Origin of the sequence: Mycobacterium sp. SMC-2 (assembly GCF_025263485.1) — a bacterium.
Classification (GTDB): domain Bacteria; phylum Actinomycetota; class Actinomycetes; order Mycobacteriales; family Mycobacteriaceae; genus Mycobacterium.
Genome location: NZ_CP079863.1, coordinates 3,267,581 through 3,294,029, shown reverse-complemented (window position 1 = coordinate 3,294,029; position 26,449 = coordinate 3,267,581). Strand labels below are relative to the sequence as shown.

At 69.6% G+C, this 26,449-nt stretch carries 22 protein-coding genes; 15 read left to right on the top strand and 7 right to left on the bottom strand.

Annotation, left to right across the window (positions count from 1 at the left end; genetic code table 11):
- Positions 1-17: 17 nt before the first annotated feature.
- Both KXD96_RS15440 and tyrS read right to left on the bottom strand, forming a co-directional pair.
- Complete coding sequence (locus KXD96_RS15440) at positions 18-392, bottom strand: DUF732 domain-containing protein (protein WP_260736972.1); 375 nt, start codon at positions 390-392, stop codon at positions 18-20.
- A 74-nt stretch (positions 393-466) separates the two neighbouring features.
- Positions 467-1,738 carry a tyrosine--tRNA ligase gene (tyrS, locus tag KXD96_RS15435; RefSeq protein WP_260736971.1) on the bottom strand — a complete coding sequence of 424 codons (1,272 nt, stop codon included), beginning with the start codon at positions 1,736-1,738 and terminating at the stop codon, positions 467-469.
- Positions 1,739-1,839: 101 nt separating this feature from the next.
- On the opposite strand from tyrS, the gene KXD96_RS15430 reads away from it, so the two are divergent.
- Positions 1,840-2,733 carry a bile acid:sodium symporter family protein gene (locus tag KXD96_RS15430; protein ID WP_260736970.1) on the top strand — a complete coding sequence of 298 codons (894 nt, stop codon included), beginning with the start codon at positions 1,840-1,842 and terminating at the stop codon, positions 2,731-2,733.
- A 48-nt stretch (positions 2,734-2,781) separates the two neighbouring features.
- Here the strand turns inward: KXD96_RS15430 and KXD96_RS15425 are convergent, their stop codons facing one another.
- Entirely contained in the window at positions 2,782-3,393 is a 612-nt protein-coding gene (locus KXD96_RS15425; RefSeq protein ID WP_260736969.1) for a DNA-3-methyladenine glycosylase, read from the bottom strand.
- Between the two features lie 71 nt (positions 3,394-3,464).
- On the opposite strand from KXD96_RS15425, the gene KXD96_RS15420 reads away from it, so the two are divergent.
- The 4 genes from KXD96_RS15420 to KXD96_RS15405 are packed head-to-tail and all read left to right on the top strand — an operon-like array spanning position 3,465 to position 6,922.
- Positions 3,465-4,736 (top strand): ammonium transporter, encoded by a 1,272-nt coding sequence (locus KXD96_RS15420; protein ID WP_260736968.1) that lies wholly within the window; start codon positions 3,465-3,467, stop codon positions 4,734-4,736.
- 43 nt (positions 4,737-4,779) lie between these two features.
- Complete coding sequence (locus KXD96_RS15415) at positions 4,780-5,547, top strand: ABC transporter ATP-binding protein (protein ID WP_260736967.1); 768 nt, start codon at positions 4,780-4,782, stop codon at positions 5,545-5,547.
- Positions 5,478-6,299 (top strand): ABC transporter permease, encoded by an 822-nt coding sequence (locus KXD96_RS15410; RefSeq protein WP_260736965.1) that lies wholly within the window; start codon positions 5,478-5,480, stop codon positions 6,297-6,299. Before KXD96_RS15415 ends, KXD96_RS15410 begins: the two co-directional genes overlap by 70 nt.
- Positions 6,299-6,922: a TetR/AcrR family transcriptional regulator gene (locus tag KXD96_RS15405; RefSeq protein ID WP_260736964.1), complete on the top strand. Its 624-nt coding sequence runs from the start codon at positions 6,299-6,301 to the stop codon at positions 6,920-6,922. Before KXD96_RS15410 ends, KXD96_RS15405 begins: the two co-directional genes overlap by 1 nt.
- On the opposite strand, the gene KXD96_RS15400 is transcribed toward KXD96_RS15405, so the two are convergent.
- Positions 6,888-7,103, bottom strand: coding sequence for a Trm112 family protein (locus tag KXD96_RS15400; protein WP_260736963.1), 216 nt, complete (start codon positions 7,101-7,103; stop codon positions 6,888-6,890). The two genes, KXD96_RS15405 and KXD96_RS15400, sit on opposite strands and share 35 nt — an antisense overlap.
- On the bottom strand, positions 7,096-10,083 hold the full coding sequence (locus KXD96_RS15395; protein WP_260736962.1) for an acyl-CoA synthetase: 2,988 nt from the start codon (positions 10,081-10,083) through the stop codon (positions 7,096-7,098). Before KXD96_RS15395 ends, KXD96_RS15400 begins: the two co-directional genes overlap by 8 nt.
- 331 nt (positions 10,084-10,414) lie before the next feature.
- On the opposite strand from KXD96_RS15395, the gene KXD96_RS15390 reads away from it, so the two are divergent.
- The 10 genes from KXD96_RS15390 to KXD96_RS15345 all read left to right on the top strand — a co-directional run bounded on the left by KXD96_RS15390 (position 10,415) and on the right by KXD96_RS15345 (position 22,239).
- On the top strand, positions 10,415-11,098 hold the full coding sequence (locus KXD96_RS15390) for an MspA family porin (protein WP_260745401.1): 684 nt from the start codon (positions 10,415-10,417) through the stop codon (positions 11,096-11,098).
- A gap of 414 nt (positions 11,099-11,512) precedes the next feature.
- Entirely contained in the window at positions 11,513-11,992 is a 480-nt protein-coding gene (locus tag KXD96_RS15385; protein ID WP_260736961.1) for a hypothetical protein, read from the top strand.
- 3 nt (positions 11,993-11,995) lie between these two features.
- The gene (locus KXD96_RS15380) at positions 11,996-12,742 is read left to right on the top strand and encodes a gluconate 2-dehydrogenase subunit 3 family protein (protein WP_260736960.1); all 747 of its coding nucleotides are present in this window, start codon (positions 11,996-11,998) and stop codon (positions 12,740-12,742) included.
- Positions 12,742-14,442, top strand: a complete 1,701-nt coding sequence (locus tag KXD96_RS15375; protein ID WP_260736959.1) for a GMC family oxidoreductase — start codon at positions 12,742-12,744, stop codon at positions 14,440-14,442. The genes KXD96_RS15380 and KXD96_RS15375 overlap by 1 nt, the downstream gene beginning before the upstream one ends.
- A complete protein-coding gene (locus KXD96_RS15370; protein WP_260736958.1) occupies positions 14,435-16,219 on the top strand; it encodes a glycoside hydrolase family 15 protein in 1,785 nt (594 codons plus the stop codon). The genes KXD96_RS15375 and KXD96_RS15370 overlap by 8 nt, the downstream gene beginning before the upstream one ends.
- A gap of 21 nt (positions 16,220-16,240) precedes the next feature.
- Entirely contained in the window at positions 16,241-17,248 is a 1,008-nt protein-coding gene (locus KXD96_RS15365) for an SDR family oxidoreductase (RefSeq protein WP_260736956.1), read from the top strand.
- Positions 17,245-18,351, top strand: a complete 1,107-nt coding sequence (locus KXD96_RS15360; protein ID WP_260736955.1) for an enolase C-terminal domain-like protein — start codon at positions 17,245-17,247, stop codon at positions 18,349-18,351. The genes KXD96_RS15365 and KXD96_RS15360 overlap by 4 nt, the downstream gene beginning before the upstream one ends.
- Before the next feature lie 75 nt (positions 18,352-18,426).
- Entirely contained in the window at positions 18,427-19,152 is a 726-nt protein-coding gene (locus tag KXD96_RS15355; RefSeq protein ID WP_260736952.1) for a PAS and ANTAR domain-containing protein, read from the top strand.
- 19 nt (positions 19,153-19,171) lie between these two features.
- On the top strand, positions 19,172-20,950 hold the full coding sequence (locus tag KXD96_RS15350; RefSeq protein ID WP_260736950.1) for an ABC-F family ATP-binding cassette domain-containing protein: 1,779 nt from the start codon (positions 19,172-19,174) through the stop codon (positions 20,948-20,950).
- A gap of 5 nt (positions 20,951-20,955) precedes the next feature.
- Positions 20,956-22,239 (top strand): cytochrome P450, encoded by a 1,284-nt coding sequence (locus KXD96_RS15345; RefSeq protein ID WP_260745400.1) that lies wholly within the window; start codon positions 20,956-20,958, stop codon positions 22,237-22,239.
- Here the strand turns inward: KXD96_RS15345 and KXD96_RS15340 are convergent.
- Positions 22,222-23,283, bottom strand: a complete 1,062-nt coding sequence (locus KXD96_RS15340) for a type III polyketide synthase (RefSeq protein WP_260736947.1) — start codon at positions 23,281-23,283, stop codon at positions 22,222-22,224. The genes KXD96_RS15345 and KXD96_RS15340 overlap by 18 nt on opposite strands.
- Before the next feature lie 127 nt (positions 23,284-23,410).
- Positions 23,411-26,449, bottom strand: a complete 3,039-nt coding sequence (locus KXD96_RS15335; RefSeq protein ID WP_260736945.1) for a type I polyketide synthase — start codon at positions 26,447-26,449, stop codon at positions 23,411-23,413.

Genomic DNA, 26,449 nt, shown 5'->3' with positions numbered 1-26,449 from the left:
TACGGGGGCCGCGGGCGCTAGTACGCCGTGAGCCGGTTCTGCAGCAGCGGGGCTATCACCGCCGGGCAGTAGTTCGCGACGGCGACGATGGTGAACAGGCCGGCCGACTCGTAGCCCAGGCCGCTGCGCTGTTGCATCTCGGCGGTGACCGAGTCGAACGACTGGCCCGGCGTGACGAGCATCGGGCACACCGACTGGCCCAGCGCCAAGGCGCTGTTCGGATGCGGATAGGTGATACCGGCGTTGCTGAGCGCCATCAGGAAGGCATTCCCCCGCATGTCGGCCCGGACGGGAGCGGCCAGCGGCGCGGCCAGACCCGCTACACAGGCGCTCACCCCCAGGACACGCAGCAGGGCCCACTCGACACGCCTCAGGGATATCACCGTGACCACCCTGGCCAATGCGCGTCACAGGCGCAACACGGTGCGGTAAAGATTTGCGCACCGAGGCGTTTTGCGGCTGCGGTCTAGACCTTTTCGATCCCCGCGACGGTGCGCTTGCCGCGCCGCAGCACCAGCCACCGCCCGTGCAGGAAGTCCGACGGCTGCGGCGCCCACTCCTCGCTGTCGATCCGGGTGTTGTTGACCGACACCCCGCCCTCGCCGATGGTGCGGCGGGCGGCCTTCCGGCTCTCGGACAGGCCGCTGGCCACCAGCAGGTCGACGATGCCGTCGGGTCCACCGGGTTTGAGCTCGGCGACCGAGGCCTCGCGCAACGCCGCCGCCAGCGTCGGCTCGTCCAGGCGATCCAGTTCGCCCTGCCCGAACAGCGCCCGGCTGGCGTGCTCGACCGCCTCGGTGGCCGCCTCCCCGTGCACCAGCACGGTCAGTTCGCGGGCCAGCCGGCGCTGTGCGGCGCGTTGCTGCGGGCGCTCGGCGGTGGCCTGTTCCAGTTCGGCCAGCTCGTCGGCCGACAGGAAGGTGAACCACCGCAGGTACCGGATCACGTCGGCGTCGGCGGTGTTGAAGAAGTACTGGTACCAGGCGTACGGGGTGGTCATGGCCGGGTCCAGCCACATGCTGCCGCCGCCGGTGGACTTGCCGAACTTGGTGCCGTCGGCCGCAGTCACCAGCGGGACGGTCAGCGCGTGCACCGTCGCACCCAGCTTCTGGCGGACCAGGCGAACGCCGGCGATGATGTTGCCCCACTGGTCGGAGCCGCCGATCTGCAGCGTGCAGCCGTACCGGCGGTGCAATTCGACGTAGTCGTTGGCCTGCAGCAGCATGTAGCTGAACTCCGTGTAGGAGATGCCCTCGCCCGCCAGGCGCCGCCGTACGGTGTCGCGATCCAGCATGACGTTGACCGAGAAGTGCTTGCCGAGGTCGCGCAGGAACTCGATGGCCGACAGGGGGGCCGTCCAGTCCAGGTTGTTGACGACGATCGCGCCCGTGGGGGATTCGTCGAAGTCGACGAAGCGCTCCAGCTGCCCGCGGATGCGCTCGGTCCATTCGGCGACGACGTCCGCCTCGTTCAGGGTGCGCTCCCCGACGTCGCGCGGGTCGCCGATCATGCCGGTGGCCCCGCCCGCGAGCACGATCGGACGGTGCCCGGCCCGCTGAAACCGGCGCAACGCCAGCAGCGGCACCAGGTGGCCCGCGTGCAGGCTGGCCGCCGTGGGGTCGAAGCCCGCGTACACCGTCATCGGGCCGCGCTGCGCTTCGGCGGCGAGCGCGTCGAGGTCGGTGGACTGCGCGATCAGCCCGCGCCAGCCCAGCTCGTCAAGTATCCCGGAAGACATCGCCGCCGACTTTAGTCGCTCCGGTGGCCACGATTCGCTCACGCGCTGCCGGATAAGGCAAGCTGGCGCCATCACCTTCCCGGTAAGCGACTTGGAGCGTTATGGACAACCGATACTGGCCGCTGGTCGTCGTGGTGGTGATGCTGGCCCTCGGGCTGACGCTCACGGTCGACGACTTCAGGCGGGCGGCCACGCTGCGCAAACCCTTGGTGGTTGCACTGCTCTGTCAGTCGCTGCTGCTGCCGGCCCTGTGCCTGGCGATCGCGGAGGCCTTCCGCCTCGAACCACACCTGGCCGTCGGGCTCATGCTGATGGCCGCCACTCCTGGCGGCACGATGTCGAGCATCCTCAGCCACCTGTTCAACGGCGACCTGGCACTGAACCTCACGCTGACCGCCATCAACGCGGTGCTGTCGATCATCGCCCTGCCGGCGATCCTGGCGGTGTCCATGACCTGGTTCCTCGGGCAAGGGCGGTTTCTACCGCTACAGGTGGACAAGTTCTTCACGGTATTCGGCCTAGTTCTCGTCCCCATCGCGATCGGGGTGGCGTTTCGGCACCGGTTTCCCGAGCTGGCCCTCCGATTGCAGAGGCCGGTCCGGGTAGTCGCGTTGGTGCTGCTGGTGGTGGCCGTGCTCGCGGCCGTCGGCCGGGGACGAACGACGCTATGGCACAACCTCGGCATGCTGAGCGCGGCCGTGGTGGCGTTCTGCGCCGTGAGCCTGACGGTGGGCTACCTGGCGCCGCGGTTGATGCGGCTGGCCCCCCGCCAAGCGGTGGCGGTCAGCCTGGAGGTCGGCATGCACAACGCCGTGGTGGCGATGGGCGTCGCGCTGAGCCCGCAGCTGCTGAACAGCGCCGAAATGGCCATGCCGGCCGCGTTATACAGCGGCGTGGCGCCCCTGTTGGCCGTGACGTTCATCTTCCTCGCGCGTCGCCTGGACCCCGCCTTCCGCGTGCGCCCCGCCGGCGTCGAGCGTCGACTTGTTGCGTGATTTTCGAGCCGTTTCGCCCAACAAGTCGACATTCGACACGGATTCGGACTAGTCACTGGCCCCCGGAGCGGGCGCCCGCGGGCTTCGCCGGTAGGCCGAGACTTCGGGCCGGCCCGGTAACCAGAATCGCCACGGCCGGTCGGCGGCCTGGCTGACGCCGACGCGGGGACCGGCCACAGGCGTCAGCGGCTCGTTGAGTTCCAGGGCTATCGGGCCGGCGGGGTCGAAAAGGTCAATCCCGTTGTCGTCCATGGTGATTCCCAGGGCCGAGCACAGGTTGCCCGGGCCCCGCGCGAGCGCAACCGCGCGGACCAGCTCGCCACGCCGGGCGCGCGCGACGTCGGTGCCATCCTCGAGGGCGGCGGCCCGCAGCAAGACGGCCGCGGCCGTCCCGTCCGGCCCGCAGGAGACGTTGGCGCAGACGTGGATCCCGTGGCTGCGATACGTGTAGAGGCGGCCGGGAGGCCCGAACATCACCGCGTTGCGCCCGCTGATGCCGCGGTAGGAGTGGGCCGCCGCGTCCGGCCAGGGACCGTCGGGAACCCCGCCGTAGGCCTCCACTTCGACGACGATGGCGCTGACGCCCCGCCCGGTGAGGGTGGCGCCCAGCAGTCGATGGGCGGCCCCGACGGGGTCCACCAGCAATTGATCGACAGCCACCCAGCGAACCTACCGGCGTCAGCGACGTGACAGGATCCCGGTGTCTTGGGAGCAGTGAAGGAGCGCACGTCATGCATCCGATCGACCCCGCCGCCACCGCGTGGCTGCTGGCCAGCACCGCCCTCGTCCTGCTGATGACCCCCGGCCTGGCGATCTTCTACGGCGGCATGGTCCGCACCACCGGGGTGCTCAACATGATCATGATGAGCTTCATCTCCATACCGCTGGTCACGGTGGCGTGGCTGTTGCTCGGCTACACCATCGCGTTCTCCGAGGACGGGGTGGGCGGGTTCCTCGGCAACCTGCGGCATATCGGGATGCTGGGCATCACCCCGGACACCGCCCACGGCGCGGTTCCCGAACTGCTGTACGCCACCTTCCAGGTCACGTTCGCGATCATCACGGCCGCCCTGGTCAGCGGCGCGATCGCCGACCGCGCCAAGTTCGCCGCCTGGATGGCGTTCGTGCCGGCGTGGACCATCGTGGTGTATTCGGTTGTCGCGCACTGGGTCTGGGGCCCGGGCGGCTGGCTGGCCAAGCTGGGCGTGCTGGACTACGCGGGCGGCCTGGTCGTGGAGATCGTGTCCGGCTCCTCGGCCCTGGCCCTGGCGCTGGTGCTCGGGCCCCGCATCGGTTTCAAGAAGGACGCCATGCGGCCGCACAACCTGCCGCTCGTGTTGCTCGGGGTCGGGCTGCTGTGGTTCGGCTGGTTCGGGTTCAACGCCGGTTCCGCCCTGGCCGCCAACGGAATCGCGGCGGCCATCTTCCTCAACACGCTCGTCGCCGGCTGCCTGGGCATGCTCGGCTGGCTGGCGGTCGAGCAGATCCGTGACGGCAGGCCCACGACGTTCGGGGCGGCGTCCGGCGTGGTGGCCGGCCTGGTCGCCATCACCCCATCGTGCGGAACCGTCAACACGCTCGGCGCGGCGGCCGTCGGCCTCGCGGCCGGCATCGTGTGCTCGTTCGCGGTCAGCGCCAAGTTCCGGTTCAACTACGACGATTCGCTCGACGTAGTCGGCGTGCACTTCGTCGGCGGCGTCGTCGGTGTGGCGTTGATCGGGTTGCTCGCCACGGCGGTCATGACGTCAGGCCCGCGGGGCCTGTTGTACGGGGGCGGATTCGCCCAACTGGGCAAGCAGACGCTCGCGATCGTCGTGGTCGCGCTGTATGCGTTCACGGTGTCCTTCGTGCTCGCGAAGGTGATCGACCGGGTGGTGGGCTTCCGGGTCAGCGCGGAAGACGAGACCACCGGCGTCGACCTCACGCAGCATGCCGAGACGGCCTATGCCGAGGGCGTGCACGGGCACCTCCCGCAGCGTCGTCCCGGATCGCCCGAGAGCTGAGCGGCCTTGACATTGCCCGCATCGGCGGACGATTATTCATCGTATGATGAGTTCATCGAGTGATGAATTATTGCGGGACGGCGCCGAGCCGGCCGTAACCATCGAGCATCTCCGCGTGGTACGCGGCAAACTGCCTGCGGTGCAAGATCTTTCCGTTCGGATCGCCCGCGGCACCATCACCGGGCTGCTGGGCCCCTCCGGGTCCGGCAAGACCACGTTGATGCGCTGCATCGTCGGGACGCAGATCGTCGCCGGGGGCTCGGTGAGGGTGCTCGGCCACCCGGCCGGGTCACGTCAGCTGCGGCGGCGGGTCGGCTACATGCCGCAGGATCCGACGATCTACAACGACCTGCGGGTGATCGACAACATCCGCTATTTCGGCCAACTCTGCGGGGCCGACGGTTCGGCCGCGGACGAGGTGATCGCATCGGTCGACCTGACCGATTACCGCACCACCCGCTGCGCCAACCTGTCCGGCGGGCAGCGCGCCCGGGTCTCGCTGGCCTGCGCACTCGTCGGACGCCCCGACCTGCTGGTGCTCGACGAGCCGACCATCGGTCTGGACCCCGTGCTGCGCGTGGAGCTGTGGGAGCAGTTCGTGGCGCTGGCGCGGAGCGGTATCACGCTGCTGGTATCCAGCCACGTGATGGACGAGGCCGAACGCTGCGGCGATCTGCTGCTGATGCGCGAAGGCCACCTGCTGGCGCACACCACGCCAGGTCAGCTTAGGAAGGAAACGGGATGCACGTCACTGGAGGAAGCGTTCCTCTCCATCATCCGACGCACCACCACCATGCCCGCAGCCGGCTGAGCCCGCAGAGCTACGCGGCCACCACGACCAGAATCCTGCGCCAGCTGGCCGCCGACCACCGCAGCATCGCTCTCATCCTGATGGTGCCGATCCTGGTGATCACGCTGATGTATTTCATGTTCCAAAATGCCCCGCACCGTCCGGGCACGCCGTCCCCGTTCAACAACGCCTGCCTGATTCTCTTGGGCCTCTTTCCGTTTTTCGTGATGTTCATCATCACCTCGATCACCATGCAGCGCGAACGGGCCTCGGGAACCCTGGAGCGCATCCTCACCACACCGCTGCGCCGGCTCGACCTGCTTCTCGCCTACGGGACCGCCTTCTCGATCGCCGCGACCGCGCAGGCCACGTTGGCGTGCGTCGTGTCGTTTTGGTTGCTCGGCTTCGACACCGCGGGCAGCCCGGCATGGGTATTTGTGATCGCGATCGTCAACGCCCTACTGGGCGTCGGGTTGGGCCTGCTGTTTAGCGCGTTCGCCCGCACCGAGTTTCAGGCGGTGCAGTTCATCCCGCTGGTGATCACGCCGCAGCTGCTGCTGGCCGGCATCATCGTTCCCCGAGCGTTGATGCCGCACTGGCTGCAGTGGATCAGCAATGTCATGCCGGCCAGCTACGCCCTGGAGGCCCTGCAGCAGGTCGATGCCCATCCGGGGCTGACCTACATCGCGGTGCGGGACGTCGTGGTCGTGTTGGGCTTCGCGCTCGCGGCGCTGTGCCTGGCGGCGGCGACCCTGCGGCGGCGGACGCCCTAGTGACGGCCGTCAACGCCGGGCGCCGGCGGCCGGGGCGGCCGTCGGGCCCCTCCGACACCCGCGAGCGCATCCTGACAAGCGCTCGAGAACTCTTTGCGCGCAATGGCATTCGCAACACGTCTATCCGCGCGGTGGCGGCGGCGGCGGGCGTCGATTCGGCGCTGGTGCACCACTACTTCGGCACCAAGGAGAAACTGTTCGCCGCCGCCGTCCACATCCCGATCGACCCGATGGACATCATCGGCCCGTTGCGCGACGTGCCGATCGAGGAAATGGGTTACACGATCCCGTCGATGTTGTTGCCGCTGTGGGACTCCGAGCTGGGCACGGGGCTCATCGCCACGCTGCGCTCGGTCCTGGCCGGGTCGGAGATCAACTTGTTTCGCACGTTCATCCAGGACCTGATCGCCGTGGAGGTGGGCCCGCGTGTCGACGATCCGCCGGGCAGCGGCCTGATCCGCATCCAGTTCGTGGCGTCGCAACTGGTGGGCGTGGTGATGGCGCGCTACATCCTGCAACTGGAGCCGTTCACGTCGCTGCCGGCCGCGCAGGTGGCGCAGACCATCGCGCCGAACCTGCAGCGCTACCTCACCGGGGACCTGCCGGACGGCCTCGTGCCATGAGCCGGGCGTGCTCGTCCTCGTCGACGTCGCGTGCCTCGTCGACGAGCAGCACCGGGATGCCGTCTTCGATGCGGTAGGCGCGCCGCAACCGCGGGTTGTACAACAGCTCGTCGTCCACGAGCAGCAACGGGCCTCGATCGGCCGGGCACACCAGGATGCTCAGTAGCGAATCGTCAACCATCGGTGCGCCCCCGCAGTTCGGATCGCACGCTGGGGGTCAGCTTCCGGAAGAAATTCGCTTCGGCGTCGAAGTACCACGCCTGGCGGCCCGACTTGGGAATTCCCGCCGCGCGCAGGGCGCTCACGGTCGGACGGTAGGTGGCGCTCAAGCTCATCTCCGGACATACGTGGACGATGTCGGGGCCGACGCCGATCGGGATCTTGGCGACCGCGTCGGTCAGGTCGGCGGCGGTGATGCTTGCCCCGGGAAGCAGCGTGACCGCCGAGACCGCGAGCTCCCGGTCGCCCACCGGCACGTTGTAGGTCACCGCCAGATCGACACCGTTGATGCAGCCGAGCGCGTTGGTGACCGGCTCGTCGAACACCGGGCCCCGCGCGGTGTGGACCATCGAGCCACGCCTACCCGCCAGCCAGTAGTCGCCGTCGTCGTCGCGGTAGAACAGGTACTCGGTCGAGATCCAGGTGTCGCCGGCTGCGAAAACTCCCCGTTTGACCGACGCCGTCGGATCGATCGGGCCGTTGGACGCGGCGAGCAGCACCCCCACCTGTTTCGGCTCGGCGACCTGGACGAAACCGCGGTCATTCTCCAGGATGAGGTCCTGCTCGGCGTCGTAGGCGGCCAGCTCGATGCGCCCCGCACCGGGCAGCGGCCGACCCTTGCTGCCGATCTTGGCGCCAGACACGTTGGCCAGCACCGCTTGTCCGTCGGTGGTGGCGAAGAACTCGACGACGTGGGCGGGCGCGAACGCGTCGACGACCCGCTCCCACAGCCCGGTCGGCATGCCGGAACCGATGAACAACCGCACCGGGTGATTGCCGTGCAGCACGAACGCGGGATCGTCGACGATCTCACGGAGCATGGCCCAGGTGTACGACACCACCGTGACCCCGTACTGCCGCACCTCCTGGACGAACCGGTCGCGGTCCAGCCCGCGGGACAGCGCGATGCGGGTGCCGCCGACCACCGCGCCGCCCAGGCTCACCAGCAGCGCGGACTCGTGGTGCAGCGGGGTCAGGCAGTACACGGTGTCCTGGCGGCCCAGGGCGGCCGTCGAAGCGGTCCCGAAGGCCGACACCGCCCAGCGGTAGTTGGTGATCTGCTTGGCCACCAGCTCGCCACCGACGGCGCTGAACGCGATGAACGCCAAGTCCCGGGCCAATCCTGGGTTGGGCCGGTACCACCCGGGCAGCTCGACGGCGTCCGGGTCGATGCGCTCCATGTCGATGACGTCGCTGTCGTCGGGCAGGTGCAGATCCCGCGACTCGCCGCCGCCGAGCACCAGCACCTGCCGCAGCCCTTGGCGGTCGGACGCCAGCACCGTCTCGAGGTTGGTGGGGTCGGTCAGCAGCTCGGTCACTCCCCCGAGCCGGACCGACGCGGCCAAGTCGGAATCCGGTCTCATCACGACCGCGGTCGCGCCCAGCCGGGACAGCGCGGCGATGGCCACCAGCGCGCTGGGCCGCGTCTCCATCAGGACGCCTACCCGGTCGCCCTGCCGCACCCCGACCTCGATCAGGCCGCGGACGACGTTGTTGATGCGCCGGTTGACGGCCTCGTAGGTATGCACGCGCCCGTCGAACAGGAGGAATTCGCCCTGGGGGGCGTCGTGGGCCTGCTCATCGATGATGCGGCCCAGCGAGATGCGGGTGTGGTCGTTGATCTGTCCCAGCCGGACCAGCCGCGGCAGGGTGCGGGCCGTTTCCACGGCCAGGGTGCGCATCGACTTGTTGGCCGCGACCACCGTGTTGGCCGCGCCGCGCACCATGCCCAGCGCCGCCTCGGAGACCTCGCCGAGGCCGTGGGTGATCCGGGAGCTCAGCGCGACACCGCTGTCGGTGTGCTCGGCGGGCTGGTCGGCCATCAGGTCGACGCCGTCCGGCTTGTCGCCGCCGGTGGACAGCCATTTCACCCACGCGGCGACGGTCGGCCAACTCTGTTGCGCCGCTTTCGATCCCACGACCAGACCGAAATGGCCTGTGCGGATGGTGGATTCGTAGACCTCGGCGTCCGGTGCCGCCCGCCGGATGCCGCGCACCGAGGCGGGCTGCCCGATGTCGTCTACCTCGCCGACGAAGGCCAGCACCGGGCAGGTGATGTCGGTGAGCGTGACCATCTGGCCGTTGACGGCGAAGCCGCCCGTCATCATCCGGTTGTGCGCGATGAATTGCTTGAGCAGTTCGGAGATCGCCGGGCCCGACCAGGCGATCCATCCTTCGCGCTCGAGGAAGCGCCGCTGCTGCTCGCGCGGGAGCAGGGCCTCCCGGTCGTGCAGCTGGCGCACGAAGTCAACCCGGGCCTTGGCGGTCTTGAGCGGGTCGAGCAACTGAAAGCCGGTGCGCGCCATCCAACTGGGGATGTCCAGCCGGCTGAACACGTGGTCGGCCATGAAATTGGCGGCCGGCGCGGCGAAGTTCGGTGGGATGCCCATCGGCAAGGCGGCCAGGGTATCCACCGGCGAACCGAAGGTGACGATGCTGGCCAGGCTTTTCGAACGCCGGTAGGCGGCAACCTGGTAGCACCACATGCCACCCTGCGAATAGCCGACCAGGTGGATGTCGGTGCCCGTGACGTCCTTGACCGTGTCGATGGCCTGACTGAGCGCGACAATGTGGTCGGCCAGGGTGCGTCGCATGCCGCCTTCCACCTTGTCCGGTTCGCCGAAGTCGATGACCCAGGGATCCAGCCCATTGGCGTGCAGGATGCCCACCGCCCCGTCCTCGCGGGTGACGTCCCACATGTCCGCCGACATCATCATCGGGTGCACCATGAGCACCGGCGGGCCTACCGGCGGCTTGTCCGGCCGGCTGTCCGGCGGGAAATACCGTCGAAGCTTGTACATCGGTACGCTCTCGACGATTTGCGACGGCGATGGGGCGCTACCTGTTTCCAAGCCCCCCAGCCGGATGACCTCCAGCCCGTTCTGCGCCGTAGCTATCAGGCGCTCGACCGGTCGCGTGATGATCGACAAGTTGAGATCCACGGCCGCTCCCCTATGTCTTGACAGCTTCGCCATCATGGCACACCGGCGGGCTCGGTGGTTCTGGCCAGGCGATTTGCTCGGCGGCGGTCAGCCATTGCAGGTCGTGCAGGTCGATCGTCGACCCGGGTCCCGCACCCGTCCGGGGCTGCCGCATCGGCCGCGTCCAGGGTGAGCGCGACTCGCCCCGCTAACGCTTTCCCGTCGCCATCAACGAGCGCGACCCGTCATCCCATAACGGTTACGAACGCACAACGACTTCGCGAGGCACCCGGGCAAATTGCGCACCCGGAATCGCGCGGTACATACGGTGTCGCACGTGTGGCCGGTAGCCGTGGTCGTCCGTCGCGCTGCGATCCTTGCGTTGTGCGTGGTCATGCCAACGGTCATGGCGCCCCCGACGGCCGCCGATCCCGACGCTGAAACCGCCGCTGCTTCGGTGGCATCGGACGACGGGCGGGTGCCCTCGTCCGATCCCGTAACCTTCACGACGCCCGAAGGCTGGACCCTGACGGTCGGAGCCAAGGACGAGTCGCAATTCCCCATAGCGCCGTTGACCACCGCGGTCTCGTCGCGCGAATACCTCGCCCGCGGAACGTTCGTCGGTTCGCTGGATGGGGTCGAGGACCCGCACGGCGTCCTCGAGGTGGGTTACGAGATCGGCTGCGGAATCGACATGAGCACGTCCAACGGCGTCACCGTCGGGGGCGGCGCCGGTGTCAGCCCCGGCCTGGGCTTCACCGGCCTGCTGGCCGGTACGCCGGCGGTCGTGCCGCTGGTTACCGCGCCGCTGAACGGCCTGCTGACCGTGGGCCTCAAGCCCGGCGTCGTAATCGTCGTACCGGTGGTCAAGAAAGACTTCAAGGGCCCGAATCCCCGGGTCATCGTTACCGGCTTCCACGTCAAAATCGACGGGTGCGTGGGTCAGTCGTTCATCCGCTCCTACGCGACTCTGACCCAGGTGACCGACGAATCCGACGTGGTGCTGTCGTACGTCGGGGTCACCAAATCCGTCTGAGCGTGGCGGCCGCCGATCAGAACGGCGGTGATTCGCGCGGAGGCCCATCCGTCAAACCCACGCGCACGGTTTGCGCCGATCCAAACCGGGTACGCACCGGATGCGCTGCGGTCACGACGCGCCGTCGGGACCACCTCGGTTGAAGCACACAGCTGGGCGCCTACCAGTTCTCTGGGCAGTCATCGCGAGTCTTCCTCGCGCCGTGGCTGTCCGAGCGTGTTTCGGTTCAGAAATGAGGTGACGCATGGGCAAGACAGCTGCGGGTTCCTCCGCGAGCGGCCTCCGATCCCACCGCACGCCACCTTTGCGCACCCCAAAGACATGGCCAAACCGTGCATCAAGGCACCCAAGCAGTTCGCGAAGGAATTCAATACCGGTGACTCGGGTGAACCAACGAGCTAGGAAGGGAAACCAATGTTGTTGTTAGGCAACGGCGGACGCCGCGCAGGCGAGGCCGGGCACCTTGCCGAGCGGGCGTTGTACGACGTCGCGCACGGTCGCTTCGAGCGTTCGCTCTCCGGGCTGACGGCCATGGCCGCCGTCGTCACGACGGCGGAGATCTATTTCGAGCACTACAAAGCCAGTTTCGGCAACAAATGGATGTGGAGCCCGATCGTGGTGACGCCTCCGGTGGTGGTGGCCGGGATCGGCGGGGTGTTCTCGCGGCGCTGGGCCAAACTCTGGCTGCCGATCACCGCGGGCATCTACACCGCCAACGGGCTGATGGGTGAATACCTGCACGCCCGCGGGGTCGCCCGCAAGCCGGGCGGGTGGAAGAACGCGTCCTACAACGTGCCGATGGGTCCGCCGATCGCGGCGCCCGGGCTGATGTGCATGGTCGGGGGGATGGGCCTGCTGGCCTCGATCCTGCGCCGCGAACGGTTCCGGGGCTGAGCGATGGCCGACACCTCGCGCCCCGACCACCTACCCAACTTGCGCCAGGATCGCCAACCCCCGCACCCGTCCTGGCTCCCCAAGCAGCGCCGCGGCGTCACGCCCCAAATGATCGGGCGCTACCCGGATTTCGACGTCCTGGAGACGGCCGACACGTGGGACGAGGCGACCAAGAAGGTGATGCTGGCCCGGCTCGAGCCACCCGGCCCGCTGCGGTTCTTCACCGCGGAGGAGGAGCCGTGCCTGCGCGCGTTCTGCGACACCGTGCTGGCGCAGGACCGCGAGCCGCGGGTGCCGGCGGCCGAGTCGGTCGACTCCAAGCTCGCCGACGGGCGGCTCGACGGCTACCAGTACGCCGACATGCCAGACGACCGCGACACCTGGCGGCTGGTGCTGCGGGCGCTCGACGAGACCGCGTCCAGCCGGTACGGGAAGCCTTCATTCGCCGACGCCGAACCCGACACGCGCGAGGCGATCATCGACCAGTTTTCCCAGGGCGACCTGGAGGGCGGAGCGTGGGAGCGCCTGAACGTCAAGCGCGCGTGGTCGGTGTGCATGCGAATGACGTTGTCCGGCTTCTACTCCCACCCGTGGGCGTGGAACGAGATCGGGTTCGGCGGACCGGCCTACCCGCGCGGCTTCATGCGCCTGGGCGGGGCCAGCGGCGACGCGGCCGCGCGCGAACCGTTCGAAACCCCGGGCGCCACGGACGAAGACCCGGTCCAAGTCGTGCAAAAGGGTGAGATCTGATGGGCGACCGACTCCGCGGGCTTCTGAGGGGCGCGATCGGGCCGAAGGACAACGAGTCGCGGTTCCTGCTCGACGTGCATTCGCGCGACCTGCCCGGGGAAAAGACCATGCGGCGCTACGCCGACGACGACGAGGTCGACCTGGTGATCGTCGGTGCGGGCGCCGGCGGATCGGTGCTCGCGCAACGGCTGGCGCGGGCCGGCTGGCGGGTGGTGATCCTCGAGGCGGGCCCGTTTTGGCACCCGGACGAGGACTGGGTGTCCGACGAGGCGGGTTCCCACTCGCTGTACTGGACGCAGAAGCGCATCATCGGCGGCGACGACCCGATCGAGTTGGGCAAGAACAACTCCGGTCGAGGGGTGGGCGGCTCGATGGTCCACTACGCGGGCTACACGCCGCGGTTCCATCCCAGCGACTTTCACACCCACACCCTCGACGGGGTCGGGGCGGACTGGCCGATCGATTACGAGGACGTCCGCCCGCACTACGAGCGCGTCGAGCTCGAGTTGCCGGTGGCCGGGCAGAACTGGCCGTGGGGCTATCCCCATCGTTATTCCTTCTCGCCACACCCCATTTCGGGTGCGGCCGCCAAGCTGTGGCGGGGCGCGATGCAGCTCGGCATCGAGATGCGGGTCGGGCCCGTCGGCATCGTCAACGGCACCTTCGGCAACCGCCCGCACTGCATCTACCGCGGCTACTGCCTGCAGGGCTGCAAGGTCAACGCCAAGGCCAGCCCGTACGTCACCCACCTGCCCGACGCGCTGGCCCACGCCGTGGAGATCCGCGCCAACTGCATGGCCGCCCGCGTCGAGCTCGACGACACCGGCGCGGCCAAAGGGGTGGTCTACTACGACGAGGCCGGCGGCACCGAGCGGCTGCAGCGGGCCAAGGTCGTCGCGATCGCCGGGTATTCCATCGAAACGCCGCGCCTGCTGCTGAACTCCGCCAGCGACCGCTTCCCGAACGGGCTGGGCAACAACGACGACCAGGTCGGTCGTTATGTGATGGTTCAGGGCGCCACCCAATCCGCGGGCCGGTGGTCGGAAGAGGTCCGGATGTACAAGGCCCCGCCGCCCGAGGTGTCCTCGGAACAGTTCTACGAGACCGACCCCTCGCGCGGGTTCGCCCGCGGCTTCTCCATCCAGACCGTGTCGCCACTGCCCATCGGCTGGGCCGAACACGTGCTCGCCGACGGGCATTGGGGCCGGGCGTTACGGGAGTACATGCGCGACTACAACCACTGGGCGACCATCGGCGTGCTCAACGAGCTGCTGCCGCGTCCGGACAACCGCGTCACCCTCGCCGACGAGACCGACCCGTACGGCCTCCCCGTGGCCCGGTTCGACTACACGCTGTGCGACAACGACAAGGCCAACATGGCGTACTCCACCAAGGTGATCGGCGACGTCCTGCACGCCGCCGGCGCCCAGGACGTGCTCACCATCGAGCGCTTCGCCCACCTGATCGGCGGCGCCCGGATGGGCACCCGCCCCGACAATTCGGCGGTCGACTCCGATCACCGGGTGTGGGGCGTGCCCAACCTGTTCCTCGCCGACGGCTCGGTGTGCCCGACGCAGGGCTCGGCGAACCCGGCGTTGACGATCATGGCGCTGGCCTCGCGGCTCGCCGAGCGGATGGCGAAAGGAAAGATCGGCAGCGACGTCGCGGCCGGGGCATCGGGGGCCGGGGCCCGTGGCTGACCGCGCGATCGACGTCGAGGCGACGTACTCACCCCGGGTGTTGCGCGAGTACGCGTTGCTCGCCGACGGCGAGCGGGGCGCCCTGGTCGGGCCCGAGGGCGACGTCACCTGGATGTGCGCGCCGCGGTGGGATTCCGCCGCCGTGTTCTCGAATCTCATTGGAGGCGGCGGGATGTATGCGGTCACGCCGACCGACGTGCGGCACGTGTGGGGCGGCTATTACGAGCCGGGCAGCCTGATCTGGCGCAACCGCTGGATCACCCGCGACGGCATCGTGGAATGCCGGGAGGCGCTGGCCTTTCCGGGTGACCCCGACCGGGTGGTGCTGCTGCGCCGCCTGATGGGCTGCCGCGGGACCGCACGCGTGCGCGTGCTGCTGCAGCCGAGCGCCGGATTCGGCCGGCACGGCCCCGGCGACCTGAGCGTCGACGACGGGGTGTGGAGCGGGAAGTCGGGACGGTTGCGGTGGCGCTGGCGCGGTGGCTGCGACGCGCGCGCCGTCAAGCTGGCGCGCGACCGCCGCGAGCTGCTCATGTGCGAGATCACCGTCGAGGAGGGCGGGCAGCACGACCTGGTGCTGGAGCTCTCCGAACGCGCGCTCCCCGACCGGCCACCGGACCCCGGCATCGCCTGGGACGCAACGGAGGCCGCATGGCACCGCAGCACTCCCGAGCTGAACTGCACCGTCGCGCCCCGCGACGGGCGGCACTCGTACGCGGTGCTGCGCGGGCTGACCAGCAGCGGCGGCGGCATGGTCGCCGCCGCCACGATGAGCCTGCCCGAACGCGCGCACACCAACCAGAACTACGACTACCGTTACGCGTGGATCCGCGACCAGGTGTACGCCGGGATCGCCGCCGCGACCGTCGGGGCGACCGAATTGCTGGACCGCGCGGTCGGATTCGTCGGCGCCCGGTTGCTCGAACACGGCCCCGGCCTCAAGCCGGCCTACACCGTCACCGGCGACGCGGTACCCAGCGAAGAAGACCTCGACCTGCCCGGATATCCGGGGGGCACCGACAAGGTCGGCAACTGGGTCAACCAGCAGTTCCAGCTCGACGTCTTCGGCGAGACCCTGCAGCTGCTGGCCAAGGCGGGTGCCGCCGACCGGCTCGACGCCGAGGGCTGGCGCGCCGCGCAGACCGCCATCGCCGCGATCGAAAAGCGTTGGCGCGAGCCGGACGCCGGCATCTGGGAGATCGACGACGAGCACTGGACGCAGTCCCGCCTGGCCTGTGTGGCCGGGCTGCGCGCCATCGCCAAGGTGTCCGGCGGCGGCCCCGAGGTCGCCGCCTGCGCTTCGCTGGCGGACGCGATCCTTGCGGAAACCGCTTCGGAAAGCCTGCACCCGCAGGGATATTGGCAACGCAGCCCGCAACTCACCGGGGTCGACGCGTCGCTGTTGCTGCCCCCGGTGCGCGGCGCCGTGCCCGCCGACGACCCGCGCACCCGGGCCACGTTGGACGCCGTCCGTCGGGAACTCGCCGACGACGGGTTCGTCTACCGGTTCCGGCACGACGAGCGTGACCTCGGCGACGCCGAGGGCGCCTTCCTGCTGTGCGGATTCATGATGGCGCTCGCGGAACACCAACTCGGACATACCCATTGCGCGATGCGCTGGTTCGAACGCAACCGCTCCGCGTGCGGGCCCCCCGGATTGTTCTGCGAGGAATACGACGTCCGGCAGCGCCAGCTGCGCGGCAACCTCCCCCAGGCGTTCGCGCACGCGCTGATGCTGGAGTGCACGGCCACCCTCGCCGACGCCGCTAACCACTAACACACGAAAGGCAACTCTGGGATGACACAGACAGTGGTGATCACCGGGGCGAGCGCCGGCATCGGCCGCGCCACCGCCCAACTGTTCGGGCAGCGCGGGGCGAACGTCGCCCTGCTTGCCCGCGGGTCCGCCGGCCTGGACGGCGCGGCCCGCGACGTCGAATCCGGCGGCGGCAAGGCCCTGGCCATTCCCACCGACGTCGCCGACCATGCGGCCGTCGCCGCCGCCGCCGACGAGACCGAGGCGGCGTTCGGGCCCATCGACGTCTGGGTCAATGTGGCCTTTACCTCCGTGTTCGCGCCGTTCAGCGAGATCAGCGCCGAGGAATTCAAGCGCGTGACCGAGGTGTCCTACCTCGGCTACGTGCACGGCACCATGGCGGCGCTGGCCAAGATGCGCCCGCGCGACCGGGGCACCATCGTGCAGGTCGGCTCCGCGCTCAGCCAGCGATCCATCCCGCTGCAGTCGGCCTACTGCGGCGCCAAGCACGCGATCAACGGTTTTACCGAATCGGTGCGCTGTGAGTTGCTGCACGAACGTTCGAAGGTGCGGATCACTTTGGCGCAGATGCCCGCGGTCAACACCCCGCAGTTCTCCTGGGTGCTGTCCCGGTTGCCGCGCCATCCCCAGCCGGTGCCGCCGATCTACCAGCCCGAGGTCGCCGCCCGCGGGGTGCTGTATGCGGCGGATCACCCCGAACGCAAACAATATTGGGTCGGTGACAGCACGATGGTGACGCTGCTTGCGCAGAAGTTCGTCGCGCCGCTGCTGGACCGCTACCTGGGCCGCACCGGATACGACTCGCAGCAGACCGAGGAGCGCGTCAGTCCGGGGCGGCCGCACAACCTGTGGCACCCGCTCGATCAGGAGCCGGGCAGTGACCACGGCGCCCACGGTGGGTTCGACGACCAATCTCACGACCTGAGCCCGCAACTGTGGGCGTCGCAGCACCCGATGGCCAGCGGCACCGGCGCGCTCGGCGCGGCGGGGCTGGCCGCCTGGCTCGCGGCGCGCCGGTGGGCGCGATGAGTCCCGACCCACCCATCGACGGGGTCACCGCGCGGGCCTACGAAATCCCCACCGACGCACCGGAAGCCGACGGCACCCTGTCCTGGTCGTCGACCACGCTGGTGCTGGCCGAGGTTGCGGCGGGCGGGCGGTGCGGGATCGGCTACACCTACGCCGACGGCGCGTGCGCGACGTTGATCAGCGGGCCGCTCGCCGGCACGATCACCGGTCACAGCGCCCTGGACATCACCGGGCGCTGGCGCGCGATGGTCATCGCGATGCGCAACAACGGGCGGCCCGGGCTGGCATCGTGCGCGATCTCGGCCATCGACACCGCGCTGTGGGATCTCAAGGGCAAACTGCTGGACCTTCCGGTATGCCGGCTGCTCGGCATGGCGCACGACGCCGTACCGATCTACGGCAGCGGCGGCTTCACCACCTACGACGAGCGGACGACCCGCGCGCAACTCGAACGCTGGGTGGACGAGTGGAAGATCCCGCGCGTCAAGATCAAGATCGGCGAGTCGGGGGGCTCCGACGAGCGCCGCGACCTCGACCGAATCGCCCTGTCACGCAAAGTGATCGGGCCGGACGTCGAACTGTACGTCGACGCCAACGGCGCCTACCGCCGCAAGCAGGCGGTCCGCGTGGCCCACGCGATGGCCGACCACGACGTGACGTGGTTCGAAGAACCCGTGTCCTCCGACGACCTCGCCGGGCTGCGCGAAGTGCGCGACCAGGTCACCCCGGACGTCACCGCCGGCGAGTACGGCTACGACCTCGCCTACTTCAACCGCATGCTGGCCGCCGAGGCGGTCGATTGCCTGCAAATCGACGTCACGCGCTGCGGCGGCATCACCGACTGGCTGCGGGCCGCCGCGGTGGCCGCCGCCAATAACGTCGACGTGTCCGGGCACTGCGCCCCCAACCTGCACGCGCACGTGGCGACCGCCATCGGCAACCTGCGGCACCTGGAGTACTTCCACGATCACCACCGCATCGAACACATGCTGTTCGACGGCGCCCTGCCCCCTGACGGCGGCGCGTTGCGGCCGGACCAGCACCGGCCCGGGCTGGGCCTCGAGTTCAAGCACGCGGACGCGGAACCGTACCTTAAGGCCTGAACCGTGCATGGACCCGCACAAAAGTGGGCATTGATATGCAAAGCGCGTAGTTACGGATTTGAAGGGCAGCGCACGATGTCCGTGAACTTTGAGGAGGAAGCCGTTCGCCGCCGCGACGGGGAGGCCGCCCATGACGGTTCGGTGGCGGCGTCCGAGGCGCTGATGTCCGACGTCGTCGAGGACGACGACCTCAGCGCCGTCGACCTGGTCCTCGGCCTCGGCGAGCCGCAGCGCGTCGGCCGCTTCCGGTTCTTCCTGGACGGCCATCGCTGGGAGTGGTCGGACGCGGTCGCCCGCATGCACGGGTACAAGCCCGGGCAGGTGGAGCCCACCACGGAACTGCTGCTCAAACACAAGCATCCCGACGACCGCGAGCGGGTCGAGGCCGTCCTGGAGCGCGTGATCCGGGGCAAGCCGTTCAGCAGCCGGCACCGCATCATCGACACCGGCGGGCGCACGCACTGCGTCGTCGTCGCCGGCGACCGGATGCTCGACGACCGCGGCGCCGTGAAGGGGACGTCCGGGTTCTACGTCGACGTCACCGAATCGCTGCAGACCGACATCAACAACGTGCTGTCGGCGGTGGCCGACGCCCGCGCCCGGATCGAGCAGGCGAAGGGCGTGCTCATGGCCGCCTACGGCATCTCGGCGGAGCGGGCGTTCGACATCCTGGTGTGGCGTTCGCAGGAAAGCAACCTGAAACTGCGCGACCTCGCCAGCCGCTTCCTGGACGCGGTGGCCAGCAAGGCGTCGGCGGAGACCCAGAGCGAAGTGGACCGGGCGCTGCTCAACCTCGAATAGCCGCAGTAGGGTCGGGCCGGTGGCGCACCTATTGGGAGCCGAGGCCGTCCGCCTCGAATATCCGACCCAGCTGGTATTCGAATCGGTCACGCTGGGCGTGAACGACGGCGCGCGGATCGGCATCGTGGGGCGCAACGGGGACGGCAAGTCCAGCCTGTTGCGGCTGCTGACCGGCGAATCGCGGCCCGACTCGGGCCGCGTCACCCGGCGCAGCGGCTTGCGGGTCGGTGCGCTGAGCCAGGCGGACACGCTGGATCCCGACCGCCCGGTGGGCTGGACGCTGGTGGGCGACGCGGCCGACCACCAGTGGGCCGGCGACGCGCGGGTGCGCGACGTGGTCGCCGGCCTGGTGTCCGACATCGGTTGGGAGGCCGCGGTATCGACGCTCAGCGGCGGCCAGCGCCGGCGCGTCCAGCTGGCCAGGTTGCTGGTCGGCGAGTGGGACGTGATCGCGCTCGACGAGCCCACCAACCACCTCGACATCGAGGGCATCACCTGGCTGGCCGGGCACCTGAAACAACGCTGGGCGCGCAACACCGGCGGGCTGCTGCTGGTGACGCACGATCGCTGGTTCCTCGACGAGGTGACCACCACGACGTGGGAGGTGCACGACGGGATCGTGGAGCCGTTCGAGGGCGGCTACGCGGCCTATGTGCTGCAGCGCGTCGAGCGCGACCGGCTGGCCGCCACGGCCGAGGCGAAGCGGCAGAACCTGATGCGCAAGGAGCTGGCCTGGCTGCGCCGGGGCGCGCCGGCCCGCACCTCCAAGCCCAAGTTCCGCATCGAGGCCGCCAACCAGCTGATCGCCGACGTGCCGCCGCTGCGCAACACGGTCGAGTTGGCCAAGCTGGCGACCGCCCGCCTCGGCAAGGACGTCATCGACCTGCTCGACGTGTCGGTCTCCTTCGACGGCCGCCCGGTGCTGCGCGACGTCGAGTGGCGGATCGCCCCGGGCGAACGCACCGGCATCGTCGGCGCCAACGGCGCCGGGAAGTCGACGCTGCTTGGGCTGATCGCCGGGAGCATCACGCCGGACAGCGGCCGGGTGAAGCGCGGCAAGACCGTTCGGCTGGCCGTCCTCGACCAGCAGGGCGACGCCCTGGCCGGGCTCACCGCGGACCGGATCGCCGACGTCCTCGCCCGACTGCCGGGCGGGTATCAGGTCGAGGGCCGCGAGGTGACGCCGGCCCAGCTACTCGAGCGGCTCGGCTTCGACCGCGGCCAGCTCTCCGCCCGGATCGGCGAACTCTCCGGCGGGCAGCGGCGGCGGTTGCAGCTGATGCTCACACTGTTGTCCGAGCCGAACGTATTGCTCCTCGACGAGCCGACCAACGACGTCGACACCGACATGCTGACCGCCATGGAAGACCTGCTCGACTCGTGGGCCGGCACCCTGATCGTCGTCTCGCACGACCGCTACCTGCTGGAGCGGGTCACCGATCAGCAGTACGCCATTCTCGACGGCCGGCTGCGGCACCTGCCCGGCGGCATCGACGAATACCTGCGGCTGGCGCGCCGGGAAGCCACCGCGGCGCCCGCGCCGGCCCGCGTCGCGCCGGTCGAGCCGACGGGGATGTCGGGGGCGCAGCGCCGCGCCGCCGAGAAGGAGTTGGCCGGGGTGGACCGCCAGCTCGTGCGGCTGGCTGGCCGGATCGCGGACAAGCACCACGAACTGGCCCGGCACGACCAAGCCGACCACGTCGGCATCACGCGGCTCACCCAGGAATTGCGCGCGCTCGAAGACGAGGTCGCCGCGACGGAGAGTCGCTGGCTGGAGCTGTCGGAGGCGCTGGAATGAAGCCCGTGCGATACCCGCCCGGCGAGGCCTTGCTGGCGCTGTATCGGCGGCGCGGCCCGGTCGTCAATTCCGGCGTCGGCCGGCACGGCTACACCTACCTGCTGGGCGCCGAGGCGAACAAGTTCGTGTTCGCAAACGCCGACGCGTTCAGCTGGCGGTTGACATTTCAGAACCTGGCCATCGTCGACGGCCCCACCGCGCTGATCGTCAGCGACGGCGACGACCACCGGCGCCGGCGCAGCGTCGTGGCGCCCGGGCTGCGCCACCGGCAGATTCAGGACTACGTCGCCACCATGGTGTCCAACATCGACGCCGTCATTGACGGCTGGGTGCCCGGGCAGCGGCTGGACATCTATCGCGCGTGCCGTTCGGCGGTGCGGCGCAGCACCGCCGAGAGCCTGTTCGGCCCGCGCCTGGCCGCCCATTCGGACTTCCTGGGGGAACAGCTCCAACCCCTGCTTGACCTGACTCACCAACTCCCGCAGGCAGTTGCGTTGCAACGGCGGCTCAGCGCGCCGGGTTGGCGACGGGCGGTGGCCGCCCGGAAACGCATCGACGACCTCGTCGACGACCAGATCGCCGCCGCGCGCGCCGCGCCGCGGTCCGACGACCACCTGCTGACGATGCTGATCAACGGTCGCGGTGACGAGGGCTATACGTTGAGCGACAACGAGATTCGCGACGCCGTCATTTCGCTCATCACCGCCGGCTACGAGACCACCAGCGGTGCGCTGGCGTGGGCGATCTACACGCTGCTGTCCATGCCTGGCGCGTGGGACACGGCCGCCGGCGAAGTGGCACGAGTGCTCGGCGCCCGGCCGCCGGCCGCGGGCGACCTGACGGCGCTGACCTACCTCAACGGCGTCGTCCACGAAACCCTGCGCCTGTACTCGCCCGGGGTGATTTCGGCGCGCAAGGTAATACGCGAGATCTGTTTCGACGGCCACCGCATCCCGGCGGGCAGGCTGCTCATCTTCAGCCCGTATGTCACGCATCGCATCCCCGAGATATGGCCCGACCCAACGCAATTCCGGCCGCAACGCTGGGACCCGGACTCCCCGGGCTACCGCAAGCCCGGGCCCCACGAATTCGTTCCGTTCAGCGGGGGGCTGCACCGCTGCATCGGCGCGGCTATGGCCACCACCGAGATGACCGTCATGCTGGCCCGGCTGCTCGCCAGGACCACGCTGCGGATGCCGGCCCAGCGAATCCGGGCGGCCAACCTTGCCGCGTTGTCCCCGAAGCCGGGCTTGACCGTCGACGTCGTCGGCTCAGCGCCAGCGCAATAGCACGAGCTCGGAGCTGAATCCCGGACCGGTCGCGACCACCAGCCCCGGGCCCCCGCCGGGCGGCGGTTTGGCGATGGTGTCACGCAGGATGTGCAGCACCGACGCCGACGACAGGTTCGCGATCTCGCCCAGCGAGCGCCACGTGAGCTCGAGGGCGTCGGGGGGCAGCTCGAGGCTGTTGCCGATGGCGTTGATGACTTTGGGACCACCGGGATGCGCCACCCACGCCGCGATGTCGTCCTTGGATAGCCCGTGGGCGCCGAGGAACCTGCTGACGTCGTCGGCCAGGTGGCGGTCGATCAGGTTAGGCAGCTCCGGGGACATCACCAGGTGCAGCCCGGTCGAGCTGACGTTCCAGGCCATGATGTGCAGCGACTCGGGGTACAACCGGCTGCGGGAATCGACGACGTCGGGCCCGCTGGGGCTCATTCGGTCGGCGCGACGGTCCCCGACGGCGACCACGGCGGCGGCCCCGTCGCCGAACATGGCGGTCCCGACCAGGCCGGAGACGGTGGGCTTGACCGCGGGGAAGGTGAGCGAGCACAGCTCGACCGACACCAGGACCGCGACGCCGTCCTGCGCCCCGCGCAGGTAGTCGTGCAGCCGGCCGACCCCCGCCGCCCCGGCCGCGCAGCCCAGCCCGAACAGCGGCACCCGGCGCACGTCCGGGCGCAGGCCGAGCCGGCCGGCGATCCGCGCGTCGAGCGACGGCACCGCTACGCCGGTGACCGTGGTGGTGGCGATCATGTCGATGTCCTGCGGCTGCAGGCCCGCCTCGTCGAGCGCGCCCAGCAGCGCTTCGCAGCCGAGTTCGACGGCGCGCTCGATGAAAACCTCGTTGGCTTCGCCGAAGTCGGTCAGCGACGGGTACCGCTCCAGCGGCAGGACGAGGTGGCGGCTGTTGACCTTGGCGGCGGCGTGCAACCGCCGGACGATGTCCTCGTGCTCCTTCAATGCGGGGAATTCGACGAGTTGGTCGGTGATTTCGGCCTGGCTGTAACGATGCGGCGGCAACGCTCCGAATACACCCGCGATGACGCTCATGCCCAACCCTTTTGCTTGCGTCCCAGTTCAAACGGGACTTCGGCCGATTTCCGGAGTCTAAGCGGTTGCCGATAATTCGGCAAAAGTTTGAAGTATTCGACACATGTGTTATTGCATTGGGATTTTTTCATTCAGCGTCCTCGTTTTTCAGCGCCATCGCGATCAACGCGTCGGGGCTGAGCGAGTCGATCAGGTCGGTGACCGGTTCGGCGACAACGCTTTCCGGGCCGCCGGCCAGCAGGAGAAGTTTGTCGAGCAATCCGGTCCTGCGCAGCTCGGCGAGTGGAATCCTGCGCAGCGAAGACCACACCTTTTCTTCGTCCGATTCCCGGTCGTCGCCGCGAAATAGCTGCTGACGCAGGTGATCGGCCAGCGCGGCGGGAGTGGGATAGTCGAAGATCAGGGTCCGCGACAGGGCCAGCCCGGTTGCAGTCGTCAGCCGGTTGCGCAGTTCGACGCCGGTCAGTGAGTCGAAGCCGAGGTCGGCGAAGGCGCGGTCCCGGTCGATGGCACGTCCGTCCGAATGTCCCGCGACGGCGGCCGCGTGCTCGCAGACCAGCTCGACCAGCCACCGCTGTTGCTCCGCGACGGGCAGGGCGTGCAACTGCCCGGCCAGGTCCGGGGTCCGGCTCGCCTTGGGGGGCAGCACATCCCGCGCACCGCCCAGCCAAAATCGTTGGCGGGCGAAGCCATACGTCGGTAGCTCAATTCGGTGGCCCCCGGAGCCGGCCAGCACTCCCGGCCAACCCACGGTCACCCCGGCGGTGAACAGCCGGCCGGCCGCGGTCAGCAGCGACTCGACCTCGGGAGCATCTTTGGTCAGGGTGGCCACCGAGATCGGCCGCTCGGTGGTCAGTGACTGGTCCACTGCGGCGCTCAGCCCACCGCCCGGCCCCACCTCGACGAACGCCGTCGCGCCGAGCGCCTCGGCGGCGCGCACCCCGTCGAGGAAACGCACCGGCCGGCGCACGTGCTCGACCCAGTACCGCGCGGACCCGTAGCCGGGGCCTGCCGGTTCCCCGGACACGTTGGACACCAGGCAAATTCGCGGTTGGCGCGGTTGGATGTCGGCCACCTCCTGCGCGAACTCGTCGAGCATGGGGTCCATCAGCGCCGAGTGGAACGCGTGCGAGACGGCCAACCGGTGTGTCCGTCGGCCGTCCTGCGCCAATCGATCCGCCAGGGCGGCCACCCCGGCCCGCTCACCGGACAGGACCACCGCATTGGGGCCGTTGACCGCCGCGATACTGACCCCCGCGCGCAGCATCGGGGTCACCTCGGCCTCGCCGGCGCTCACCGCCACCATCAGCCCGTCGCCCGGCAGCGCCGCCATCAACCGGCCACGCGCCGCGACGATCCGCGCCGCATCGTCGAGCGACAGCACCCCGGCCACACACGCCGCCGCGATCTCGCCCACCGAATGGCCCAGCACCACATCGGGTGTCACGCCCCAGGACCGCCACAGCCCGGCCAGGGCGACCTCGAGGACGAACAACGCCGGCTGCGCGAACTCCGTGCTTTCCAACAACTCGGCGTCGGGCCCCCACATCACCTGGCGCAGCGGCAGCCGCAGATGGCTGTCCATGGCCGCCGCGGCCTCGTCGAACGCGTGGGCGAAGGCCGAAAACCGTTGGTGGAGTTGGCGGCCCATCCCCGGCCATTGGGCGCCCTGGCCGGGAAACACGAAGGCCGTCTGGACCGCCGGAGCGGCCCGGCCGGCCACCAGGCCGGGCGCCGGCTCGCCGGCCGCCAGCCCGGCCAGGGCGCGCGTCAGCGCCTCCCGGTCGCCGCCCACCAGCACGGCCCGATACTCGAACACCGAGCGCGTCGTCGCCAACGACCATCCCACGTCCGCCGCGCTCACCCCCGATTCGGCCACCCGGGCCGCCAGCCGGTGCGCCTGGTTGGCCAGGGCCTGAGCGGAGCGAGCCGACAGGACCCAGACGACCGGCTCGTCGTGGGCATCCGCCGGCGTAATCGGGTGCGGGGGCGCCTGTTCCACGATGACGTGCGCGTTGGTGCCGCCCATTCCGAACGACGACACCCCGGCGCGGCGCGGGCGCCCCGCCACCGGCCAGCGCAGCGCGTCGGTGTCGACCCGCAGGTGTTCGAGTTCGGGATTCGCACCGGCGTGATTGAGACTCGGCGGGATCACCGAATGCCGCACGGCCAGTACGGCCTTGAGCAGCCCCGCGATTCCCGCGGCGCCCCCGGCGTGGCCGATGTTGGTCTTCACCGACCCCAGGTGCACCGGATGCTCGCGCCCGCCGAAAATCTGCCCCAGCGCCTGGGCTTCCGCCGCGTCGCCGACCTTGGTGCCGGTGCCGTGGGCCTCGATGTAGTCGATGTCGCCGCCGCCCAGCCCGGCGGCGGCGAGCGCCCGCCGGATGACATCGGCCTCACCGGAAACGGAGGGCACCGTCTGGCCGGCGGCGCTGTGCCCGGCGTTACCCGCCGCGCTGCCCCGGATGACCGCGTGAATCCGGTCCCCGTCCCGCAGGGCCGCCGGCAACGGTTTGAGCAGCACCAGTCCGCCGCCCTCGCCGCGCACGTAGCCGTCCGCGCGTGGGTCAAACGCGTAGGTGTGACCCGAGGTCGACAGCGCGCCGAATTCCCGTTCGAGCATCGCGGTTTCGTCGGCCAGGTTCAGGTGTACCCCGCCGGCGATCGCCAACGCCGACTCCCCCGTGCGCAGGCTCGCGCAGGCGAGGTGCACGGCGAGCAGCGAAGACGATTGGCCGGAATCGACGGTCATGCTGGGGCCGCGCAACCCGAGGGCGTACGAGATCCGGTTGGCGATCATCCCGCGGCTGATGCCGGCGAACGAGTGGTGGTCGAGATTGTCGGCGATGTCGCGCAGCGTGAGGACGGCGTAGTCGTCGGCCATCGCCCCGATGTAGACCGAAATCGCGGTTCCCCGCACGGTTTCGGGCACCACGAACGCGTCCTCGAAGGCTTCCCACGCCAGTTCGAGCGCCAATCGCTGGCGCGGGTCCATCGCGCACGCCTCGCGCGGTGAGAGATTGAAGAAGTCGGCGTCGAACTCCGCGACGTCCCAGGGCAACTGCGTCACCTCGCGGCCCTCGCGGATGACATCCCAGAAGTCGCGCGGGTTGGCAGCGCCGGGGAAACGGCACGAAAGACCGATGACTGCGACGTCCGTCAT

Excerpts from the sequence above, each read along its gene's own strand:
- KXD96_RS15355 (WP_260736952.1), top strand. The coding sequence starts at position 18,427 with ATGTCCGTGAACTTTGAGGAGGAAGCCGTTCGCCGCCGCGACGGGGAG.
- KXD96_RS15375 (WP_260736959.1), top strand. The coding sequence starts at position 12,742 with ATGGGCGACCGACTCCGCGGGCTTCTGAGGGGCGCGATCGGGCCGAAG.
- KXD96_RS15420 (WP_260736968.1), top strand. The coding sequence starts at position 3,465 with ATGCATCCGATCGACCCCGCCGCCACCGCGTGGCTGCTGGCCAGCACC.
- KXD96_RS15360 (WP_260736955.1), top strand. The coding sequence starts at position 17,245 with ATGAGTCCCGACCCACCCATCGACGGGGTCACCGCGCGGGCCTACGAA.
- tyrS (WP_260736971.1), bottom strand. The coding sequence starts at position 1,738 with ATGTCTTCCGGGATACTTGACGAGCTGGGCTGGCGCGGGCTGATCGCG.
- KXD96_RS15430 (WP_260736970.1), top strand. The coding sequence starts at position 1,840 with ATGGACAACCGATACTGGCCGCTGGTCGTCGTGGTGGTGATGCTGGCC.
- KXD96_RS15335 (WP_260736945.1), bottom strand. The coding sequence starts at position 26,449 with ATGACGGACGTCGCAGTCATCGGTCTTTCGTGCCGTTTCCCCGGCGCT.
- KXD96_RS15385 (WP_260736961.1), top strand. The coding sequence starts at position 11,513 with ATGTTGTTGTTAGGCAACGGCGGACGCCGCGCAGGCGAGGCCGGGCAC.
- KXD96_RS15340 (WP_260736947.1), bottom strand. The coding sequence starts at position 23,283 with ATGAGCGTCATCGCGGGTGTATTCGGAGCGTTGCCGCCGCATCGTTAC.
- KXD96_RS15365 (WP_260736956.1), top strand. The coding sequence starts at position 16,241 with ATGACACAGACAGTGGTGATCACCGGGGCGAGCGCCGGCATCGGCCGC.
- KXD96_RS15380 (WP_260736960.1), top strand. The coding sequence starts at position 11,996 with ATGGCCGACACCTCGCGCCCCGACCACCTACCCAACTTGCGCCAGGAT.
- KXD96_RS15400 (WP_260736963.1), bottom strand. The coding sequence starts at position 7,103 with ATGGTTGACGATTCGCTACTGAGCATCCTGGTGTGCCCGGCCGATCGA.
- KXD96_RS15415 (WP_260736967.1), top strand. The coding sequence starts at position 4,780 with ATGATGAGTTCATCGAGTGATGAATTATTGCGGGACGGCGCCGAGCCG.
- KXD96_RS15410 (WP_260736965.1), top strand. The coding sequence starts at position 5,478 with ATGCACGTCACTGGAGGAAGCGTTCCTCTCCATCATCCGACGCACCAC.